Genomic DNA, 22,737 nt, shown 5'->3' with positions numbered 1-22,737 from the left:
GCCACGCCATTACTGCACCCATCCTTTTCGCTTCAAGGTGTCGAACAGCATGGTTTCCAGCGGCAGCCCCGAATCGAGACAGAGAAATCGACCGCTGCGTTGCCGACACAGCGTTGCCAGGTGTTCCTGCAGACCTGCCAGATGTTCGTGATAGAAACCAATCAGGTCCCCCACGGACGAGACATCCAGCGTCATCCCGTTCTCGGAATCGACGAACCTCAAATCGCCCGTCAGTTCGGGGTTCAATTCCAGCGAACACAAAAGCTGAATACCAAACACTTCCAACCCGGCACTGAAGAGCTGGTTCATGGGGCGTTCCATCGCGCCGAAGGTGAGGAAGTCAGACAGAATCACACATACACCACGACCCCGGTGCTGCTTCAGAACCGCTTCGACCGCTTCATCGATCGGGAAATCGCCCCCGGGCGGCAGGTCCTCAAGAAACGAGAAGATCCGTTTCATGCTCATCCTGCCCGAACAGGGAGGCAGGATCTGCGGAGTCTGACCGGCGTGCTGGCAGGCAAAGACACTGACCTTTTCCAGATTCATGAGACCCATGATGGCGAAGCACGCGGCAAGCTGTTTCGCCTTCTCGAACTTCTCGCCGAATCGCATCGACGCAGAGGCGTCGACCAGCACGACGACGTGCATCTCTTCTTCGTGACGATAGAGTTTGACGTAGGGCCGATTGAGTCGTGAGAAGATGTTCCAGTCGACATACCGCATGTCGTCGCCGGCGGAGTAATCCCGGTAGTCGTTGAACTCGGTGCTGGTCCCCCCCTTGCCGGCCAGATGTTCGCCGCGGCTGCGGTTGGTTCGACGTCGCATCGGCAACAAACGCATCCGCTCCACCCGAGACAAGGTCGAGTTGTCGAGCAGCGCGGTGAATTGCTTCCTGGCTTCCATGAATTTCCTGTCAGTCCGAACGAAGGGCTTCTGCGGAACCGTTACCCGGCATTCCTGCCGGACGAGCTCTTTAAAGCAATGTCGAAGTGATCACATGGTCTCGGCGAGTGAGTTAATGCATTCCTGCACGACCTCGTTCACATCGAGATTTTCTGCCTGGCCATCGTAGTTGAGCAGCATCCGGTGCCCCAGCACTTCCGCCGCGAAGTGGCGGATATCCTCGAAGGCGACGTGGACTCGTCCTTCCGCAAGGGCACGGACGCGGGCCGCGCGAATCAGTGCCTGTGCCGCCCGTGGACTGGCTCCCCACTTGATGAACTGCCTTACCCGCTGCGGTGCAAAGTCGGTAATCGGATGGGTGGCCAGCACGAGCCGAACTGCGTAGTCACGCAGAGCATCCGTCACCACGACCTTATCGAGGATCTTGCGCAAGGCCATGATGCGATCCGAATCGAGCAACTTGGGGATCTCGACGGGCGTTTTGAGGATCGTACGGCTTACCACCTCATTCAGTTCCTCCCGGTTCAGAAAAGGAACTACGACCTTAAACATGAATCGATCGAGTTGTGCTTCAGGAAGTGGATAGGTCCCTTCCTGCTCGATCGGGTTCTGCGTCGCCAGAACAAAGAAGGGTTCTTTCAACTGATAGATGTTCCCGGCCGTCGTGACGGAATGTTCCTGCATCGTCTCGAGCAAGGCGGACTGCGTCTTGGGAGATGCACGGTTGATTTCATCAGCCAGCAGCAGTTGCGTGAAAATCGGACCCTTACGGAATTCAAAGCGGTACTGGCCGTTCTCGTCACTGGACATGACGTTCGTTCCGACGATGTCCGCGGGCATCAGGTCGGGAGTAAACTGGATGCGACGGAACTCCAGGTCCAATACTCGTGACAGTGCTTTCACGAGTTCGGTTTTACCCAGTCCCGGCACACCTTCCAGCAAGACGTTACCGCCGCACATGATTGCCGTGAGAGCCGCTTCGACCGTTCGCGACTGACCAACGATGACTTTTCCAATCGCCTCTCGCGCGTCCGAGAACTGGCGTTTGAAATGAGCGGCTTCCGCCTCCAGAGAAACCAGATCACTAACTTCAGCAGCACTCATCTTTGAAACCTTCTGGTATTAAAAATGTGTTTTGAACTATTTTTCTTCGTCGCGTTTGCGTTTCATCGCCAGCAGGCGTTCGGTTGTTGAGACCGCAGGTCGGTCGGAGGTTTCGGCCGGTGCATCCGGCGGTTTCGGACTGCCCGCATTTGGCGGAGTGGCGGGCTTTTGCGAAGGACGAGGGAGAACTGTGCCTGCGGTGGGGGGTGGGAGTGGACGTTCTTCGCGGCGCGACTTGAGTGCCGCCGTCGCCGACTCCTTCGCCTGCAGCAACGCTCCCATCGTCGCCGTTGATGCTGTACGGCGACCGAATCCCAGAGCGGCTTTGATTGCCCCTAGATCAAGCTGGATCCGCCGCATCGCCACATCGAGTGGCACGAGGATGGCCAGTGCAATCAGAAACCAGTCAAAGATGGGTTTTGTACTGCGTTTCGCCGCACGACCATGACGGTAAATATCGTCCTTTTCGGGATCACCCGACAAGACTCGGCCATTCGTTCGATCAGCCACTTCCTGAAGTGTCTGACGATTCGATCGGAAGCGGAGGTATTCGGGTGAGTAGGGAACGATGAATCCACCAAATGCGACGTCCTTGCGTTCACCCGCCGTCCCCTGCCCGATCGCGTGATAACGACCATGCCCCCAGAGCGGGACAGTCGCCTGATAACGGCGAGGGGCAACCTGCTTGAGCGTGACAATCTCGGACTTCTCATTCGGACCAGCCAGCTTCGCGGTGACTTCCAGAAAGCCTTCTTCGGGATGGAAATCTTCCACCACGATGACGGCATCGCCTCCAGACGTATGCGTCGACATCCGCAGGTGACCATCCTTTTTCACACGGCTCACGTCTGTCAGCAGTTGTTTGACGAACGGCTGAAAACGATCCCATTTCTGCCAGTGCTCGCCCCAGTTGGTACTGAAATCGGATGTGAACGCAGCAGTCTTCCCCAGTCCGTGCTGCCAGACTGACAGAACCGGGTCTTGTGAATCGGCGTCATCCGCATCTGGAGGGGCCGTAAGGATCGTCATCGCGGGATGACCTTTGGCCGTCGTAATCACATAGCCTTTCAGTTCCGGCAGCCCATCGATTCCTTTCAGGATGGGAGACGGAAAGGCGACTTCCGGGGTAAAGACCTTGTTCTGCAGCATGCTCCGTTTGAGCGTCTTCGATTCCTTGATGAAAATTGCGGGAAGCTGGTTGGGATCTTCCGGAAAGTAGTATCTCCCTCCGGTCACTTCAGCGACGGATTGCATTTTCGAAATTTCCAGACCACCGTGCGGGAAGATCGCCACCATCGAGACACTGATTTTTTTGTCGATAAATTCCTTAATGAGAGCCGGAGTCGGTGGCTGGGGATCGCCGTCGGAGAGAATGATCATGTGGCGAGTCGCCGCATCAACCTTCAGCAACCCTTTCAGGCCGATCTGCATGGTGTTCTGAAAACTGGGCATATCGCCGATGGTGGCGCCGTTGATGATCGGTACGAGCTGCTCATAGTTCGCCGCGGGTGTCGGTTCGAACAACCACTTCTCGCCGGTTTCCGTATATGCAAGCACCCCCACTTCGTCCTGGGCACCCAGCACTTTGATCGCCTGTTTGGTGATCCGCTTGCCCCAGGTGTTCCCTTCAGGGAACTCACACGAATGCAAGATGATTGCGAGTGCCCCTTTGGGGAGCACCTTCTTCTGTGAGACATCCATAGTCACGGGCAGAATTTCTTCAATCACTGTTCGGTGGTAACCGCCCGGCCCGAAGCTGTTTGCCCCTCCGACCATGACGAAGCCCGCACCCAGGTTGTAGACGGCGTCGCGAACTGCCTGAAGCTGCTGAACGTCGAACTCGTCGTGCGGGACATTGACGAAGATGATGCAGTCGTAGGGCATCAGCGACGTTGCATCACGGGGCATGTCCACACCGTCAATCCGTTCAACCACTCGTTCACCATCGCGGATCGCTTTTTCCAGCAGTTCCCAGTCCCGGCGATCTCCCGATCCGTCTGTGACCAGAAGAACTTTTCCTTCCCCTTCGACGAAGACGTAATTCAGGACCGTGTTGTTCTGAGGAAGACTGTCCTGCGCCTTGGGAACTTCAATACTGGCCGTGTATTCGTAGTAGCCTGCCGTTCTGAGCGTAATCGGAACGGTGTAACGATTAGTCCCTTCCTTATACTCGACCTCCTGCTCGGCAATGACGTTTCCGTTTTCACGCAGAACCAGCTTCCCTTTGCCATCGTTGAGCGACTTGACCAGCATCCCGGCTTCGTACGTCTCGCCCAGTTTGACCCCTTGAGGCAAGTCCAGTCGTTCCAGCCAGACCTCGTTGCTGTAGGAGTAATCGATGGGAAGAACATCAACGACGACGCCACGCCCTTTCAAATCGTCCAGAATACGGGAGAGGTTCCCCTCCGTCTGAACTCCGTCACTGATCAGGACCACTTTGCCCTGATAGTCTTCCGGCAGGAGCGCCCCGGCATAGGACAAGGTCTGCTCGATGTTGGTCGCACCACGATCGACTTGCGAATTGAACGCTTCGAAGGGGAAGCTCATGCTGGGTGAAAGCTCACACGCTGGCGTCTTGCCAAAGATGATGAGGCCCGCTTGATCCGACTTCCCTTTAGGTCGCTGGTTTTGCACTGTTTGAACGACGTAGTTCAGCGCGTCGTCGGGGCTGTAGATGGAGTCGCTCACGTCCAGAGCGAAGACGATCGACATGACGTCCATTGTCTTAACGGACCGTGGCTCTGCCAGCACCATGGACAATAAACCGAGCAGCGTGAGCCGCGTTAACAGAGCAACAGTCGCACGCCCGCGGGGAAGCCCGGCATATCCCGCCACGTGCATCCACCAGATCCACGGAGCAAAGACAATCAGCCCCAGCATCAGGGGGCGAGCGAACATCAGGTAGTGCCCGTACTCCAGTCCGAAACAGGCAACTCCGAAGACGATCAGAAAGACGATGAGCGGCCAGATATCCCGCCAGCGGATCGCCCGCCGAGACATTGGAAAGAAGCTGGTGAAGATCCGGCGCAGTTTATTCATCATCTCAAAGGTCCAACTCCACGATCCGTCGATTGCCGGTATCGCAAACGTAGATTCTGCCCCGCCGGTCGATGCTGATACCCCAAGGGGTTGAGAACTGTGCTTCCTGCTGACCGGGGCCCGATCGTCCGTAACGACCTAACAAACGACCGGACCGGCTAAACTTGGAAACACGCCCTGCTCCATATTCCACGACCAACAGATCCCCCTTCTGGTCCACGGCGATGTCATAGGGATAATGAACTTCAGCTATTCTGTCTGAATCTGCCAGAATTGCAACCGGATTCCCTTCGTCCGTGTAAACCTGAATCCGATTATTGAACGCGTCAACGATATAGAGGTGGTGATCATACCAGACAATTCCGCTCGGTCGCTGAAACTGCCCCAGCCCGGTTCCCGGCCCTCCGAACTGCAGGAGAAACGTTCCGTCAGGACGAAACTTCTGGACCCGGTCGTTCTGCCCGTACTCACAAACATAAAGGTTTTCGTCGGGGTCCTGAGTGATCGAAACAGGATACACAAAATCGCCCGGTTCGCTCCCTCGCTGTCCGAACATTCCAGTCACTTCGCCCTCATGATCGAAGAGCACGATTCGATGATAGTGCGTATCGGCCACGGCGATGCGCCCATCCTTGAGGACGCAGATCCCTTCGGCCTTACCAATCGCGTACTCCGGCATCCACCATTGTCGCTGGAGATCCCCCTCGCCATCGAACACCAGTACGCGCCCCGCATTATCGAGCACCAGATATTCGTCCTGCGGAGAAACGGTCATCCCTCGTGGAGCGGGAACCCGCGCACCGTCAGGGGGCATCTGCCAGGTTGACTCGGCTTTCACCGGCAAGATCGGCGACGTATCAAACAGACAACCAGGCAAGAACAGCAGCAGTAACAGAACCTGCAACAGTTGCAGAACCACTCGCTGCCCCGGTTGAATGTCGGTACTTCCCTGAAACCGCACGACAAAAGGGTGCACAGTCCCCGATCGCTCGTCCCGGATGTCGACCTCTGTGGAAGCACCCGCAAACCGCGATCGCTCGACAATCAACGCACTGTCGTCGTGAGGTTGAACCGTGATCCGTTCGGGCCGAATGCAGACGTGCAGCGAGCGTTCCGTTTCCCCCTCAGTCTGCCGTGGTCCCTCGCAGTTCAGCCATCGTTGCGAGTCTTCCGACGCGAGCCAGTTGCAGGGCCCCAGCAGTTCGGCCAATTCTCGAGTAGGTGGCTTGTGATAGAGCGACATCACGTCACCCGCATAAGTGACGACTCCTTTTCCCAGGCAAATCACGTGCTGGGCCTCGCGCAGGACCACATCCGGCAGGTGTGTCGCCAGCACCAGCGACGTCCCTCGTCCCTGGCAATGTTCGCGGATTGCGTCCCAGTAGCGGCCACACCGAGCGGAGTCTACGTGAGCCAACGGTTCGTCCATCACGAGAACCTTTGCCTCGGACGCCAGACCGCGCGCCACATTGAGTCGTGACCGCTCCCCTTGCGAGAGCGATCCGGGAGTCGCATCACTTTGCTCTGTTAAATCAAACCGGGCGAGCAGTTCGTCTGCTCGTCGCGAGGGGTCCCGTTGCGTGGCTGGCATCACGGTCAGCAGGTGATCTCGCGCACTCAGATGAGGCCACAAGCCATGATTGGCGGGTACCCAGAAGAGGGGAAGTTCTGCCGCGGGAACGTCCGCCTGAAAAAGCACCTTCCCGGAAGAGGGTGTCTCAAACCCGACAAGAAGGTTCAGAAGCGACGTCTTGCCCACCCCTGAATGCCCCAGCACAGCCGTGATTCCTTCCGGAATCGCTAGCGAGACACGGTCCAGTCGCGGAGACCGACGCCCTGATAGCGATACTGTCTCAAGGGACCATAACACGGCGGATCCTGGCGGAAATCGGTTAGACATGACCACAAAAAAGACGGAATGACATAATCCTAACCAGCACTTCCCGGGAAAGCCAATCGCATTCCGCGGATTTTTGCCGACACGACCGAAAGAGAGCATCTACTCGCATCGCCACCGCTGCTGGTCAAGGCAGGAAGAAGAACAGAATCGCCAGGATCAGATAGACCGAAAGCAACTGCACTCCTTCGAGCCAATTGCATTCACCATCACCACTGATCACCGATACGATCCAGACGGCGAGTGTCACGGCGACGATCTCGGGCATGGAGAATTCCAGATTCATCGGCTTCGCAAAAAAGTACGAAGCAAACACCAGCACGGGCGTGACGAAGAGCGCGATCTGAATACTGGCACCAACGGCAATCCCCAGGCTCAGGTCCATATTGTTCTTGAAGGCGGCCAGGATGGCCGTCGAATGTTCTGCGGCGTTGCCGATGATCGCCACGATGATGACCCCGACAAAGACCTCGGTCACTCCCCACGATTCGCGTGCCGCTTCAACCGAGCCAACCAGAAACTCGCTCATGATCGCCACGAACAGTGTGGAAACCGCCAGCACGGCGATCGACTTGCGCAGCGACCACGGCTTTTCTGACTCTTCATTCGCTGCTTCATCACCGTGGTGCTCGGGCGAAAAGAGCCCGCGGTGCGTGACCAGCAGAAAGACCAGCCATAAAATGTAGGTGAGCGCCAACACAGACGCGATCGCCAGAGACAACTTTTGCTCTGCCTCAGGGGTCCAGCCGCCGGGATGCTGGGCAGCGGCGATGTGAAAGACCGACGGTATGATCAGACCGATGGCCGCCAGTGCGAGCGACGTCGTCGAGATGCGCGCCCCTGCACGGTTAAACGTCTGTCGTTCGTAACGTAAGCCCCCCGCCAGCGTCGCCGCCCCGAGAACGAGCAGAATGTTGCCGATAATCGATCCCGTGATCGACGCTTTCACGACATCGATATAGCCCTTCGAGAGGGCGATCAAAGCGATAATCAGTTCCGCCGCGTTGCCGAATGTAGCATTCAATAGCCCCCCCACGCCGTGTCCGGCGCGATGACTTAAATGCTCTGTCGCGCGCCCCATCCAGCCTGCCAGAGGAATAATGGCGACGCACGTCACCACAAACAGCAGCGTCTCGTTCTTGAGCGAAGGGACGAACCGAAGCAAGAAGGCGATCGGCACCGCCAGCAGCATCCCGTCGAGGGCGTGCATTTCCAGAAAGGTTGTCCAGCGGTTCGGCTTTTGTTCGATCTGTAAATCCGTCACGGGTCGTTGACTCCAGACTGGAAGGTCTCACTTCAGACGGTTCAGAACCACTTGCTACGACGAAAATAATAAATCATTCCCAGGGGAATGACCGCGCAACTGACCAGCATGAAGTTCATCATCGAATTCGACTTCGTCGGCAGCCCCTCAAAATTCTGCCCCCAGAAGCCGGTAATGAAAGAAAGCGGCATGAAGATCGCGCTCAACAGCGTCAACCGTTTCATGATCTCATTCGTCCGCTGCGACGCAGACCAGAGATACGCATCGAGCGCGTTTCCCAGCAGATCGCGTGTCCCTTCCACCCGTTCATGGATGCGCAGGACATGGTCATACACGTCACGGAAATAGAGCGCCGTGGACGAGCCAATGCGACCGTCACCCCGCTTCGCGAGCAGCGCAAACACATCCCGCTGGGGGGACAGAACCTTCCGCAATTCCACCAGCAGCCGTTTCAGGCGAAAGATGTCAGCCATTTCCACTTTGTGACTCCCCCCCAGCACCTGATCCTCCACCTCTTCCACCTGGGCCGCCACATCATCCAGCAACGGAAAAAAACCGTCGACAATCGCATCGGCGACGAGATAGCTGACGAAATCGGCCCCTCGTTTGAAGAGCGCCCCATCCCCTTTCAGTCGGCACCAGACTGTTTCCAGGGGTGCGATATGCTCGACATGGACCGTAACGATGTAGTCTCTGTTCAGAAATGTGTGCAGTTCCAGGGTATCCAGCGGCTCTGAAATCGAATCCGTCAGACGAAAGCCATGGGTAACAAGAAACAGATAATCGCCGTACTCCTCCATTTTCGGCCGCTGATCGAAATGGGAACAGTCTTCGATGGTGAGTGGATGGAAGTGGAAACGCTGTGCGAGCACCCCGAGCTGCGCTTCATCCTGCTTTTCCAGATCGATCCAGCGCAAGACACCGGGCGGAGGGGGACCGACCTTGTCGATCCCTTCGGTGACCGATACCTGTCCCTCCGCTGTGACTTCGAGCACACGAAACATTCGGGAACTCTCTTCTTTCGGTGGCGTGATTCACCGCAACCAACGGATGACTTTCCGTCCGGGGCCTGCGGGTTCGAACGGGACGATCAGGCTGCTGGAATTCATACCGTCTGGCCATATCGATTACCACCGGGACCGACACAGATCATCACCGCGGATCCGTATGACTTCCATCGGGGGCCCTGGAACGAGCGGATCCTCAGGGAAACGATTGGACTCAGCAGGCTACTTCCCCTCTTGTCTCCAGGCTTTCATCAGCTCGATATTCTTTCGCAGGAGTTGTCGCTGAGGGGTCTCCCGGGCTCCCTCCCCGCCCAGGTAACTCGCCATATCGCTGTCGTACATCGCTTCGGTTTCGGGCGTACGTCCGAGATCATTTGTCCCGGTCATCCAGAGTTCCAGTCGCAGTCTGAGATCCGTCAGTGTTTGAGCGTAAGCAGGATCGTCCGCCAGATTGCGGAGTTCATGGGGATCTGCAGCCAGATCATAAAGTTCTTCAGCAGGCCTGGTGGGGGCGAACAGCAGCGATTCTGTCAGCGCATCGAGTTGCTGGTTTTCGTGCAGTTCGCGCAACTTCTGGACAATCGGCTTGTTGTCCTTATACCGGTTCGGCTGCAGATGAGGCCGCTGCGGCAGGAAGTTGCGGATGTACTTGAACCGCTCCGTTCTCACTGCCCGTATGTGATCGACAGTTTCGTCACAGCGATCTCGCGCACTGAAGACGGCCTGACGCGGAGCATAGTTCTTCGCAAGAAGATCCTTCGACTGCATTGTCGCGGGGATCGCAAGTCCGGCAAGAGCGAGGGAAGTGGCGACGAGATCGATGTGCTCTACCAGGTCTTCTCGCACTTTGCCCTTCTCGATGCCAGGCCCCCGGATGACCAGAGGGACGTGAATCCCTTCGTCGTAGAGGAACTGCTTACCTCGCGCATGACTGATACCGTGATCTGTCATAAAGAAGATGATTGTATTGTCGAGCAGCCCCTCGCGCGTCAGTCGCTCAATCACCTGACCGACCTGCTTATCCGTATGCCGGCAGGCATCCAGATACTGTGCCCAATCATCAAGGAGAACCTGATCACGAGGATAATAAGGTGGCAGTTTGACAGCCTGCGGGGATGTCAAACTGCCCAGTTCCTGCTGTGCGATTTCGTTCCAGCGTTGATTATGACGAAGCTTGCCACCCTGCAGTTGAATCTGAGCGAAGAACGGCTGCCCCTTGGCACGGCCGCTCCAGTCGTTTCCGTTGTAAATTCCCCGATCCCACTCGAAGTTGTAGTCCGTCTTGCCAAGTCCCTGGTCTTTTTGCGGCCAACTGCTGATCGTCGTGAAATAACCCGCTCGCTGAAAGATCAGCGGTGCTGGCTCAACGCCTGCAGGGAGAAGAATCTTCTCGACCCCTCGGCCGCTGCGGTGATGGTGCGCTCCGATCGATGTCTGATACATGCCGGTAATCAAGGCCGAGCGACACGGAGAACAGACGGGGGCGGTCACGAAGCAGCGTTCGAACTTGGTCCCCTGCGAAACCAGGCGGTCAACATGAGGTGTCTCGATCAGTTTCTCGCCAAACGAGGAAAAGTTTGCCGACATGTCGTCGACAATAATCCAGACAATGTTCGGGCGAGGATCCGGTTCCGCATCGGCGGCGTGCAGCCAACCCGGGTTTAAGAACAGGACAGTCAGACACATCATCGCCGACAAGATCGACTTCATCTAATCGCCCTTCTTTACAGTTCCGCCTTATGTCGTCGTTGTTGCCCAGTTCGGATCCCATAGATCGCTTGGATCCCGCAGATTAGATCCTTTGCGAGACCAACGGGTCACCCTGTGCAAAAAGCAGACCGTCGCTGTCAGGATGTCACATCGAGTGGATTGGCAATCCAGGCAACCTCAAGTTCCTTCGCTCCCGACTCGCACGATATTCGCCGAGCACCCCGGAAGGCAACGCAGCCCGCAGGAGCCGCGCACGCATCCATCGCTGGAAAACCAGTTCGTCTGGGCGGTAGGACTCCACCCAGCGTCATGCCTCAACAAATACTTCAACTGACGTGTCGATTGAGATACTCTGTCGTGGCCTGTTGTGACTCTTATTCGAGTCGGTCAGAACCGCGTGCCTTCAGCCGAGATTCGCACTCATGCAACGACGTACTTTCCTTCAGTCGGTCGCACTGTCATCCCTTCCCCTCTTGAGCGGTTCGCTGGCGAACTCGTGCAAGGCGGAAGAGAAAGAACAGCGATTCGGTGATCTGCTGATCCGGCCCCAATCCACGGATCAGCTCGACATTCTCTTCACCCCCAGCAGACCACGGACCGTCCGACTGCTCCAACTGGCAGACACGCATTTCCATCCCGGCGACGGAACCAACAAGGCAACGGAGGAATTGCTGCGGGGACTGGTCGACCGCGTAAAGCCCGACTTCATCATTCACACCGGCGACTTCGTCAACAACGATTCATCGAAACCGGTGGAATGGACCGGGATGGACATTCTCAACGGCCTGCAGGTTCCCTGGACCCTCTGCTTTGGAAACCATGACTACCCGGTCAAACAGGCAGAAGGCTCCCTTCCGCTCGACGAAATCCGGCAGAGAATGGAACGGGGATTTCAGGGCTACCACGACGCAGCCACCGGACGCCATTACTGCTACCGCTACGACATCATGGACAAGGACAACCCTCAACCGCGAGCGTCCCTGTTCTTCTTTCAGGTCGGCTACGCACCCGGTGATCGCCGGATCTCTGACCCGCAGCTGGCGTGGTTCCGAGCTCAGCTGGAACGAGACGCCCAGCGACAGGTCAAATCTCCGATCACGGTCTTCGTTCATATTCCGTTGAAGGAGTATCACGACTTGTTCGAGTCGGGACAGGCAGAGGGGGACAAGGCAGAGAAGGTTTGCTTCGACAGTGACACCGGCCAGTCCTTTCAGGACTTTTCGGCCTCAGGCCGGGTGGTGGGGGTCTTCTGCGGCCATGACCACGTCAACAATTATCATGGCAAATGGGAGGGTATCGAATTGGCTTACGGACGTGTCAGCGGTTGGGGCGGTTATGGCCCCCCCGCCTGGAAACGGGGAGGCCGGCTGATCGAACTCGACCTTCAGTCGCCAGAACCCCGCCCGCAGCATACCGAAGTATTCTGATCGTCAGGCGGACCGGCGCAGCGCACGCTTACGCACGTGTGCTGCGTCTGTTCGGTGTTCACCTCCCGTGTTCACCTCCCGTGTTCACCTCCCGTGGTCACCTCCCGTGGTCACCTCCCGTGGTCACCTCCCGTGGTCACCTCCCGTGGTCACCTCCCGCACCCGATGTCGCGGGAGTCTGTCCGCTACGATCGAAACAGTCGCATGATGCCGATCGCCAGACACAGCAAGGCGATCGGCATCCCGAAGAATGCGAACGCTTCGGCAGACAGCGCCGCTGACCGTCCGAAGTGCATGAAGTTATAAAGCCTTACCAGGCCCGAGGGCATTCCGGTCGGAGCGAGTAGATACGCGGTCGACAGGTCGAGATAGGCCCAATAGCACAGCAGGCCAATCGCCAGCAAACGGGGTTGATCACGCAGTCGGAACGCTAAACTTCCCGCCAGTCTCGTCGGACGTGGAATCTCGGCCTGAGCTGCCGCAAGGGACTCCATGGATTCTTTCGTTCGCCCCGCTCCGTTCGTCAACAGGCTCGCAAGGTAAAGCCCCTCACCCGACTGAGTCGCTTCCAGCCAGAGTCGCACCAGTACCGCTCGAGGGAACAACCACACCGTCACAGCGATCACCCAGGGAATCGGCGTATCATAGAACGGGCGAAACCAGGGCTGCTGAAACAAGCGCGAGACCGCAAGACTCAGCAGCAGCGAACCCGCCAGCCCCGGCAACAGCACCCCCTGCAATCCGATCCGAACGAACCGCGACCCCTGTTGTGAACGCAGAAACCGGCCACTCATCCCCCAGGTCGCTAATCCTGCAGTCAGGCTGATCGCCACCGCGATCACAACTTCATGACTCAGTCCCAGCAACTGCGTGCGCTGGACCAGCATCAGTCTTAACCCGCTCAGCAGATTTGATCCCAGAAAAATGAGGGGAATCAGACAGCCTCCCGTCAGTGCCACAGCAAGATAGAGCCATGCCATTCCGTGGTTCCGGGCCGAGAGACGTAACTCGTGATTCGCTTCCACGTGGGGTGTCTGCCGGTAGACGGCCCAGTTCACGATTCCCAGAACAAGCGGCAATTGCATCACGACGGGCCAGGACGAATGAGCCAGCATCTCGTTTCGGTCGAGTCCGACGCGCTGGGCAGCGATGAACCAGTCCGTCCAACTCGCCGTCTGCAGCAGCGCCGCCAGTTCAAACTCCTGGAACGCAACCAGGGCCATGAGCCCCAAGGCGGGCAGAACTCGCCGCACCGGGTCGTTCCAGATGCAGGCGAGCAGACGTGCCAGCTCTCTCAGCGAGAACCCGCTCTGTCGAACGAGCATCCATCGGCAATAAAGGGCCGAAGCACTGGCCAGTCCCGGGGGTGAGGCAAGCAGCGTCACCACGCCGATCGGAACAATCCGCAGCAGCAACAGCACCGTACAAAGCCATTCCGCCACGCGCGACGACGAGAGTGCCGGCCCCCGGTACGTGTAACCCACCAGCAGTTCCGGAAAGAGAAATGGTGCGAGCAACAGGCCGAAAGCCAGGGGCCGCCACCGATCCGACACCTGACGCAGCCAGCGTTCAACGCCGATGCAGATGGGCCATGCACACAAGCAAAGCACGCATGTCCGAACCAGTGTCCACCAGCAGGCCCACCCGAGACTCATGCAGCACCCTGTTTCACTTCAGGTACTCCGCTTTCAACCACTCAAGACATTCCCGTCGGGCGGGAAGCAGGCCTCGCAGATCGACCCCGTCGCGAGCCCACTCCGTCAACTTCTGCACCTCTGCGGGAATCAGTTCGGCATTTACTTCGCCCAGAGGAATCTGCCGTGCTTTTGATTTGGCGAGTGCCAATTCGGTTTCGGCAGACGCCAGAAAATCAACCAGTCGCTGCGCGGCGGTCAGCCGGCGGGTTCCTTTAATGATTCCGACCGTGTTCGGAATACAGACCGTGCGGTACTGTGTCGCCGTCGGCGAATTCTCGGCAGGAACGGCCTGGTGATCCGATTGAGGCGGGACGGCAGAGATGCGAACGGGAAGCATCTCGACGGGTAACCCGTCATCCAGCGCCACGAACACGTCATCGGTGTCTGTTAATCCGGCATCGCAAGTCCCTCGGGCGACGATGTCTTTGACAGCCGCATTCCCATCGACTTCGCGCAGGCCCCGCATCCGCAAATCACGGTGCCAGTCTTTGAGACGTTCGCCCCCCCACAAGTGCCAGAGTACGGTGTAATGAGTGAGCGTCGTACCGAACAGCGGCTTCGCCATCGCGACGCGAGCCGGTTCCAGCCCCAGCAGCGTACTGAAGGTCTCTTCTGATGAGGCGACCTGACTCGTGTTGAAGATGATGACACGCAATCGGGCAGCGAATCCGACCCAATAACCCTCAGGGTCGCGAAACTGCTCGGGAATACGGCTCCACGCGGCCCCTCGATGAGCCTCAAGCAAGCCCTGCTGCTGCAACTCGACCATCCCCAGCAGTTCGTTGTTCCAGAAAACATCGCAGCGAGGCTGCGCCGCTTCCTGGACAATCAGATTGATTAACCCGAGCGATTTTGTCGCTTCTGTGTCATATCGCGTCTGAACTTGAATTCCTGTCTGGCGGGAGAACTCGTTCAGAACATCTTCGGCAAAGATCCGGTCGTGGGCACAGTAGACGACCAGCGTGTCTGCGTCAGCCCCCGACCGTGGCAATACACCCAGCCAGACACCCGCCAGCAACAGGACCGCGAGCACGGGAAGCAAAACCGCTGAACGGTTCATTCGATTGACGACCATCGTAGTTCCACCAGAGGAATCAAGGGAATTTTGAACGGGTACGGTACGATGCCTGTCCGCCTTCGATCAACCGAACTCAGAAAGAGTTTCGCAGAGAATGTCCGACTTCGACGATTTCTTCGTCGCGTGTCAATGGCTCCGTCTCATCGGCGCAGATATTATCATGATTGGAACCCTCTGAACGAGGTCGTGTCGAAACCACCCATCTGTGAGGCGACGCTTGACGGACAATACTTCGGATTCCCCGCAGTCGCACAGACTCGCCGAGTCTGAGGGATCACTTGGCGCCGTGGCCCCTCCTTCCCGAATTCTGGTCGAAGCGATCAAACTGCAGAAGCAGTTCGGAACGCACGTTGCCGTCAAGGACGTCAGCTTCTCGATCCGGGGTGGGGAAGTCCTCGGACTGCTGGGTCCCAATGGAGCGGGCAAAAGCACGTCCATGATGATGATGGCGGGGCTGCTGACCCCGACCAGTGGCGAAGTCCGAATCAATGGAAAACACTTCGACGGGAAAGATCTTTCCCTGCGTCGGGTCTTTGGCCTGGTTCCCCAGGAATATGCCATCTATCAGGAACTCAGCGGTCTGGACAATTTGAAGTTCTTCGGAAATCTCTACGGAATTCGAGGCGAAGAACTGGACCAGCGCTGCAGCGAAGTTCTGGAAGAGATTGGTCTGACAGAGAGCGCTCGCCGGAAAGCGGGAAACTACTCTGGCGGCATGAAGCGCCGGCTCAATTTTGGCATCGCACTGATGCAGAGGCCGCAGATCCTGATCCTGGATGAACCGACTCTGGGGGTCGATCCCCAATCGCGTGCGCGACTGATGGACTGTATTCGTAAACAGACGGCCGCCGGCGTGGGCGTGATCTACGCCAGTCACTATATGGAAGAAGTCCAGTCGATTTGCGAACGGGTCGCGATCATCGATCAAGGGGTGGTGCTGGTGAACGACTCGATTCACAGCCTGCTGTCGGGGATGTCCGCCGATGTTTTCCTGTACGTGGATCGGACGGACGGGGTTGCTGCCGAACTCGGGGATTTAGCACGCGTGGGCGTCAGTAACGACAATGAACCCGCCGTCATTGTCTCGGGCGGGACATCTGTCGGGAACCTCGCAAAAACAAACGGACAAAATCCCACGGCCCGCGACGGAAGCCACCCGATGACCAACCCTCATTCACCCCATGACGAACACGATCTGGGAACACGGTTGCGCGCCACCCTGGACAAGCTCGAAAAATCAGGCGTTCAAGTCTTGCGGGTGGAAACTCAGCAATCGAATCTGGAAGGACTATTCCTCAAACTCACCGGGAAACGCCTGCGGGATTGACGGACCACGTCGTCGACAAAAAACTCACTAGATTCCGCAGCTTCGACAAGATCTTCCAGACCTTACCAAACGGCACGTCCAATCCGACAGTACACAGATAATCACAGCAACAGCGGGCAATTTTCGACGTTCAACCGAATATGCGATAGGTTCTAATGTATGGCTGCCTGGTATATCACCGCAAAAGATCTGTTTCTGCTCTCGCAGGACCGTCAAGCACTCGTGTTGCTGCTCGTACTGCCGTTGCTGTTTATTTCGATTGTCGGCATGTCAACCGGCCAGTTCCTCACCCGTGACGATAATACCGAACGTTTCCGGATCGCTCTGATCGATCGCAGTCAAAGCGAGACCTCGAAAGAACTGATCAGCAGCCTCGGTCAGCAACCCGAACTGTTGATTACTCCTGTCGACTCGGAAGAAGCGGCCACCGAACTCGCCCGCAGTGGCGATGCAATCATGCTGATGCAGATTGGACCACGGTTTGAGGAACTTGTTGACGAAGTGAGGATGACGGACATCTTCAATCCCAAGATCGGTCTGGCGGTCTCAGGAGTTTCGTCCCTCGACGTGACACTGGACGCAAAAGTATCGGCGGGGGGTGTCGGTAAGCTGCTGGAAGGAGTCGTCACATCACTGATCATCAAGTTCGTCGCTCCGATTGCTGCACGAAAGAATCCCGTGACCCGGGGTTGGGTCCGTACTGACGAAGAAGAAACAACGGAGCTTCAAACTGCGGCAAAGTTGTCCCTGCCGGATCAAACGGAAGAACCCAAGTCCAACGCGGTCTTCCTCTGGGTTGTTCCCGGTTTCACCGTGATGTTCGCATTTTTTCTGGTCAACATCATGGCGCGGTCATTCATGATCGAACGGGATCAGGGAACACTGCGGCGTCTGCTGATGGCCCCCATCGGCACCGCCTCGCTGCTGATCGGCAAAACGATTCCGTTCTACCTGACATCGATTCTGCAATGCGGACTGCTGTTCCTGTGTGGCCGACTCCTCTTCGGCATGCCCTGGGGATCACAGCCGGCTTACCTGATTCCGGTGATCCTCTGTACGTCCGCCGCCGCCGCGTCGCTAGGGCTGCTTCTGGCCACGCTGGTTCAGACGGATCAGCAGATTTCTTCTTATGGAACGACGCTGATTCTGGTACTGAGCAGCGTCAGTGGCTGCTTCTTCCCCAGAGAACTCTTTCCCAAGTTGATGAAGCAGATCAGCCTGATCACGCCGCACGCCTGGTCCCTGAAAGCCTTCGATGCGGTTCTGACCCAACCCGTTGTCGATCCACAACTGGTCGCCACCTGCTGTGGCATGCTGCTGTTCTTCGCTGCGATTTGTTTCACCACCGGCTGGTGGCGTTTCAGATCGACCGCACAGGGCTGACGGGCCGGTCGGGGTCCTTCCCCTGACAGGGCCGATCTCTGTCGCTGCGAACGTCACAAGGTCCAGAACGAGAGCAGTGTGTACTTCGCACGAGTCAGGTCGATCGCGAACAGATTTCACCACATCTGACCAGCGAGCCTCTTTCCCCTGCGACGCGTTGGAACGACCTGATTCGGGCAAAGTTTCCCTCTCCCTTCGCCTCACGCCTCTGGATCGTTACGTTAGCATGTCGTGAAGACAATCTCGAAAGTTCACCGTGACAGGCAGAAAAGAAGTCTCGGCGAACGGATGCCTACCATTGGTCGACAAGGATATCCCGATGAGTTCCTTGAGGCAGCGCTATTTACCCCTGTTTCTGCGAGTGACGGGATGGTGGTTGATCGCGACAGGGATCACCTCTGCCCAGGACCGGCCGGCCCCCGTCGATTCCGTGCAAGCAGTGACGCTGGGGCAGCTCGCTGCAGGAGAGACCGAGTTACTCGACCTGACTCATTCGCTGGACGAAAAAAGCCCCTTCTGGCCGGGGGATGACTACCAGCCCTTTGAACTGAAAACGATCGCCACCCTGGAGAAGAACGGGGTTTCCTCAAAAGCGTTCAGCATGCCCGAACATTTCGGCACGCACATTGACGCTCCGTGTCACTTCGAGCGAGGGCAATTGACCCTGGACGAAATTGCCAGCGAAGATTTATTCGCCCCCGGGGTCGTGGTGGATATTTCCCTGAAGGGAGAAAGCGACGCCGACTATCGGCTGACGGTTGCAGACCTGACGGACTGGGAAAGGACCCATGGCCCCATTCCCCGCCGGGCGATCGTACTGCTGAACACCGGATGGGCGCGCTTCTGGAAGAGCAATGTCCGTTATCGCAATCAGGATGCGCAGGGAAGAATGCACTTCCCCGGCTTTTCTGCGGAAGCAGCAAGCTGGCTCATCAAGGAACGCAACATTCGCGGGATTGGAATCGATACACTGAGCATCGATTATGGTCCGTCCAAAGACTTCACCGTGCATCATCAGATTAATGGTGCCGGTCGTTATGGACTCGAGAATGTTGCGAATCTCGATCAGCTTCCGGCAAGGAACTTTTTCCTGATCGTTGCGCCGATCAAGATTACATCAGGAACAGGAGGCCCCACACGGATGTTCGCCATTCAGCCTCGCACCAGCAAATAACGTTGCCTCCATCCGCGATCAGAGCTACGGGAGAAATCATGCGTCCAGGATTCCTGCTCACTGTCTGCACCGTCGTGCTCAGCTTCTTCTTCTGCCCTGCCAGCGAAGCTCAGGAACTGCGACTGGTCACATTCCAGTTGGACGTGACACCTCCGATCGGTTCACCGTTGTGCGAAGGCTTCATTCCCCCCGCCTCCAAAATTGATGATCCCCTCTCCGCTCGCGGCATCATCATCCTGGGCGTTGAGCAACCGATTGTCCTGTGTGCGGTCGACTTTGTCGGCATTGGTAATGGCGGGTACGACGCCTGGAAGGAAGCCCTCGCATCCGCGGCAGAGACGATTCCGTCCCGCGTCGCCGTGCATGTCCTGCATCAGCACGATGCCCCTGCGTGCGATCTCAGCGAAGCGGAACTTCTTGCTCCGTACGGCATCGAGAGTAAAGCCTTCGATGTTCCCTTTCTCAGGGATGTACTGAAGCGCCTGAAGCTCACGGTCAAAGCGGCATTGCCTTCCGCTCGCCCCTTCACGCATCTCGGGACAGGTCAGGCCACTGTGGACCGGGTTGCATCCAATCGACGCATTCTTGGTGAAGATGGCAAGGTGAAAATTGTCCGCTACAGCTCCACCGTCGATCCCGAAGCGATCGCGGCTCCCGAGGGGGTCATCGATCCCCAATTGAAACTGCTCAGCTTCTGGAATGGTGATACCCCTCTGGTCTCAATCACCTATTACGCGACGCACCCCCAAAGCCACTACGGCAAAGGTGCGGTCAGTGCCGACTTCGTCGGTCTGGCGCGAGCCGTTCGTGACCGGGCCGAACCCAAACTGTTCCACATGCACTTCAACGGAGCCGGCGGGAATCTTGCTGCGGGAAAATATAACAATGGCTCGCAAGAGGCCCGGATCGAACTGACAGAAAGACTTGCCGCCGGAATGGAACAAGCCTGGACCAGTACCACCCGCGTTCCGGTGGCTGCGAACGACATCGAATGGCGTGTCGAACCGGTTACCCTTCCGCTGCGGGAACCGCTGCAAAACCTGACAGCGCTTGAGGACATGCTCAAGAATGATAAAGCCCACCTGCTGGAACGGATTCGCGCTGCGAAAGACCTTGCCTATGCAAAACGCGTTCTGGCCAAACAGACAATCGAATTGAGCTCGCTGCGATTGGGACAGGCGGTCATCCTGAATCTGCCGGGAGAAATCTTCGTCGAATACCAGTTAGCCGCACAGAAAATGCGTCCTGATCGCTTCATTTGCACGGCTGGCTACGGCGACTGTGGCCCCGGCTATATTGGTACCGCGATTGCCTATTCGGAAGGGGGCTACGAGACCAGTTGGGTCTCCCGCACCGCACCCGAATCCGAAGAGATCCTCCTGGCGGCCATCGCCAGGCTGCTGAAATAGGGATCCGAAACAGAGAGATCGAGAGTCCTGTCTCCCCCGCCTCTCGATCACTCGTTGGCAGGAGGCTGAGAAAGCCCGTCATCGCAGCAGAAAACCCTCTTTTGCGCCGATTCTGCCGCAGTTGGGCTCGCTTCGCGGAATCTGGTTCTTTCCGAACTTCAGGGCGGATACGTGATATTGACCTGAAATCTGGAATCTGAGAGAAGCCTGTCCTCCCATTTTCCCATTTCCGTTTTTGTCAGACTTTTGAGTCCGCGCGACCTTTGCGCCAACTCAGCCAAGGATGGCACGCATGTCCCGAGCTGTTCGCTCCGTTGTGTGGTCAGTCGGTCTCGCCCTGAGCGTTGCCGGGGCTGGCTGCGCCCATATGATTGAGAACCGAGCCATCACGACGTTCGCCAAAAATCTCGAGGCACAAAACCTCGAAGGTTTGAAGGTCGCCTCGTCTGATGACTTCAATAAGCGAGCGCTGCGCACTGCGACGGCGTTGGAAGATATTAAGATCTTGCGCATCCCCGATGGCAAGACGTCGATCATGAACGTCGAAAAGGTTTCTGAAACCAAAAAGCGAGTCACCGTCCAGGTGGGCGAAGACAAGAAAGAAGTCTTCTACGAATTGACACTCGATGACTCGGGTAAGTGGGTCATCGATGACATCTACCTCAAGCAGAAGAAAAAAGGAATTGAAGCGTACAAGTCGGTGACCGAGCAGATGGACCTGCTGCTCACCGTACGCGAATTCCTGGATGCCTGGAACCATGGTGACCGCGAGCAGGTTCTCTCCGTCGCCACGCCGAAGCTGCGGACGGCACTCGAAGAACTGCCTCCTCCCTTCCTGGCCCAGGTGACACGTCAGGTCACGTCGAACAAACCAGCCAGTGGAAAATTCCGCCCGTCGGCATCAATGGACGAAAAACTGGCCGTCGTCAGACTTCCCCGGAAATCCGGAGAGACCGTGCTCTCGATGGAGCTGCGGAAAGGAAAATGGCAGGTCGCCGACATCGCCATTTTGTGTAAGGACGAAGAAGAAAAACTTCCCTCCGTGCTGAACCTCGCTCATGCCGTGAATCGGTGTGTCGGATTCCTCGCCGCATACCAGGCGGACGATAAAACCAGGCTGGAAACTCTCTGCGAAAACGACTTCTTCCAGGGAAGCTTGTCGTTCGCCGATCTGTCGCAGGCCCGGCTCCCCGATCCGCACTTGCCCGAACACGAACTTCAGGTCCGGCTGCGTGGTAACCGCGCCGACTTCACACTTCGCAGCGAAGCGGAGTTCATTCAGATCGACATGCAGCGTGAACCCGACATCACCTCGGATGCACTTCCCGCTTACGTTGTCTCTGACGTCACCATCTACGAAGTGGATACCAAGCAGGAAAAACGACTTTCCGCCCTGTTCACCGCTCAGGGGATGCTGGAAGTGTTCGTCGATGCTCTGTCCCATCGTAAACTCGATCAGATCAAGCACTGTTCCACTCGCGACTTCTCCAGCCGTGTCTGGGACAAAATGTCGGAAGCAACCGTCCCGTCGATGCCGCTCGAAGGATTCGATTCGCCTGAAGTTGAATACGTTTCCGCAACCTTCCAGGGAGCGCTCACGAAAATCGAAGTCCGCCAGGGTGGCCGCCCCTACACCTACCTGCTGCGAGACGAACGCGGAAAGTTCCTGGTGGACGACGTGCAGTGGCAGGTCACGGGGGTTCCCGCATCCGTGAAATCAACGCTGGAAATCCTGATTCCGATTCAAGACTTTGCTGCCGGAATCACACTCGGCCGCAACGCCGAGCAGCAGGAGCAGGCACTGGACTTGATCAGGGGCAACTGCACCAACGACTTCAACCGCATGGTCTGGAGTCAGTCGGACTTTGTGCCGAACTCGGGCATGTCAGCAGACACATTCCTTCAGGCCCCTGTCAAATCGATGGCGTTCGGCGACAAGGAAGTGGTTGTCAACTTTGGGGACCAGAAGTACGGAGCCAAGGTCACGCTGCGGCATGAGTACGATCGCTATATCGTGGACGACATCATGCTGATCGCGGGACCCGAAGAGTCGCAGCGTCTGGCATTGCGGCAAACGCTGCGAACACAACTGGCGAACGGCAAGGCCCGCGGCCCCCAGACGGTCGTACAGGCGAGCTTTTCTCCGAAAGAAGATCCGCAAGTCGAACGTGCTGTGCATCAGACGTCGGAAGAGACGGACGACATCAGTCCCGCCGCAGTCAATCCCCCTCGTGAACTCGAGCCTGAAGACGCCGAACCGCTCGATCCGTTCGCGGACGAATTCCAGCAGGAACCGTGAACGAACGCGACCTGGC

At 57.3% G+C, this 22,737-nt stretch carries 15 protein-coding genes; 6 read left to right on the top strand and 9 right to left on the bottom strand.

Features of this window, described 5'->3' with window-relative positions; translation table 11 throughout:
- Positions 1 to 9 precede the first annotated feature (9 nt).
- The 7 genes from ACGY09_RS16810 to ACGY09_RS16780 form a co-directional block, all read right to left on the bottom strand.
- The gene (locus ACGY09_RS16810) at positions 10 to 906 is read right to left on the bottom strand and encodes a DUF58 domain-containing protein (RefSeq protein ID WP_397568637.1); all 897 of its coding nucleotides are present in this window, start codon (positions 904 to 906) and stop codon (positions 10 to 12) included.
- 90 nt (positions 907 to 996) lie between these two features.
- Positions 997 to 2,010 carry an AAA family ATPase gene (locus tag ACGY09_RS16805; protein WP_397568636.1) on the bottom strand — a complete coding sequence of 338 codons (1,014 nt, stop codon included), beginning with the start codon at positions 2,008 to 2,010 and terminating at the stop codon, positions 997 to 999.
- A gap of 36 nt (positions 2,011 to 2,046) precedes the next feature.
- Entirely contained in the window at positions 2,047 to 5,052 is a 3,006-nt protein-coding gene (locus tag ACGY09_RS16800) for a VWA domain-containing protein (protein WP_397568635.1), read from the bottom strand.
- Position 5,053: 1 nt separating this feature from the next.
- The gene (locus ACGY09_RS16795; protein WP_397568634.1) at positions 5,054 to 6,919 is read right to left on the bottom strand and encodes an ATP-binding cassette domain-containing protein; all 1,866 of its coding nucleotides are present in this window, start codon (positions 6,917 to 6,919) and stop codon (positions 5,054 to 5,056) included.
- Between the two features lie 154 nt (positions 6,920 to 7,073).
- A complete protein-coding gene (gene cax, locus ACGY09_RS16790) occupies positions 7,074 to 8,210 on the bottom strand; it encodes a calcium/proton exchanger (protein ID WP_397568633.1) in 1,137 nt (378 codons plus the stop codon).
- A gap of 41 nt (positions 8,211 to 8,251) precedes the next feature.
- Positions 8,252 to 9,214: a magnesium/cobalt transporter CorA gene (gene corA / locus ACGY09_RS16785; protein ID WP_397568632.1), complete on the bottom strand. Its 963-nt coding sequence runs from the start codon at positions 9,212 to 9,214 to the stop codon at positions 8,252 to 8,254.
- 225 nt (positions 9,215 to 9,439) lie between these two features.
- Positions 9,440 to 10,927 (bottom strand): sulfatase, encoded by a 1,488-nt coding sequence (locus ACGY09_RS16780; protein ID WP_397568631.1) that lies wholly within the window; start codon positions 10,925 to 10,927, stop codon positions 9,440 to 9,442.
- A gap of 422 nt (positions 10,928 to 11,349) precedes the next feature.
- On the opposite strand from ACGY09_RS16780, the gene ACGY09_RS16775 reads away from it, so the two are divergent.
- The gene (locus tag ACGY09_RS16775; RefSeq protein WP_397568630.1) at positions 11,350 to 12,354 is read left to right on the top strand and encodes a metallophosphoesterase; all 1,005 of its coding nucleotides are present in this window, start codon (positions 11,350 to 11,352) and stop codon (positions 12,352 to 12,354) included.
- 185 nt (positions 12,355 to 12,539) lie between these two features.
- Here the strand turns inward: ACGY09_RS16775 and ACGY09_RS16770 are convergent, their stop codons facing one another.
- Positions 12,540 to 14,009, bottom strand: coding sequence for a hypothetical protein (locus ACGY09_RS16770; protein WP_397568629.1), 1,470 nt, complete (start codon positions 14,007 to 14,009; stop codon positions 12,540 to 12,542).
- A 13-nt stretch (positions 14,010 to 14,022) separates the two neighbouring features.
- Positions 14,023 to 15,126 (bottom strand): substrate-binding domain-containing protein, encoded by a 1,104-nt coding sequence (locus tag ACGY09_RS16765; RefSeq protein WP_397568628.1) that lies wholly within the window; start codon positions 15,124 to 15,126, stop codon positions 14,023 to 14,025.
- A gap of 289 nt (positions 15,127 to 15,415) precedes the next feature.
- Here ACGY09_RS16765 and ACGY09_RS16760 point away from each other — a divergent pair, with 289 nt between their 5' ends.
- The 5 genes from ACGY09_RS16760 (at position 15,416) to ACGY09_RS16740 (ending at position 22,721) form a co-directional block, all read left to right on the top strand.
- The gene (locus ACGY09_RS16760; RefSeq protein WP_373649086.1) at positions 15,416 to 16,456 is read left to right on the top strand and encodes an ABC transporter ATP-binding protein; all 1,041 of its coding nucleotides are present in this window, start codon (positions 15,416 to 15,418) and stop codon (positions 16,454 to 16,456) included.
- A gap of 159 nt (positions 16,457 to 16,615) precedes the next feature.
- Positions 16,616 to 17,839 (top strand): ABC transporter permease, encoded by a 1,224-nt coding sequence (locus tag ACGY09_RS16755; RefSeq protein ID WP_373649087.1) that lies wholly within the window; start codon positions 16,616 to 16,618, stop codon positions 17,837 to 17,839.
- Between the two features lie 319 nt (positions 17,840 to 18,158).
- Complete coding sequence (locus ACGY09_RS16750) at positions 18,159 to 19,013, top strand: cyclase family protein (protein WP_397568627.1); 855 nt, start codon at positions 18,159 to 18,161, stop codon at positions 19,011 to 19,013.
- Between the two features lie 38 nt (positions 19,014 to 19,051).
- Positions 19,052 to 20,422 (top strand): hypothetical protein, encoded by a 1,371-nt coding sequence (locus ACGY09_RS16745; RefSeq protein WP_397568626.1) that lies wholly within the window; start codon positions 19,052 to 19,054, stop codon positions 20,420 to 20,422.
- A 292-nt stretch (positions 20,423 to 20,714) separates the two neighbouring features.
- Positions 20,715 to 22,721, top strand: a complete 2,007-nt coding sequence (locus tag ACGY09_RS16740; protein ID WP_397568625.1) for a hypothetical protein — start codon at positions 20,715 to 20,717, stop codon at positions 22,719 to 22,721.
- Positions 22,722 to 22,737: the final 16 nt, after the last annotated feature.

Origin of the sequence: Schlesneria sphaerica, assembly GCF_044336245.1 — a bacterium.
Classification (GTDB): domain Bacteria; phylum Planctomycetota; class Planctomycetia; order Planctomycetales; family Planctomycetaceae; genus Schlesneria; species Schlesneria sphaerica.
This window is presented reverse-complemented; position numbering and strand designations above follow the sequence as displayed.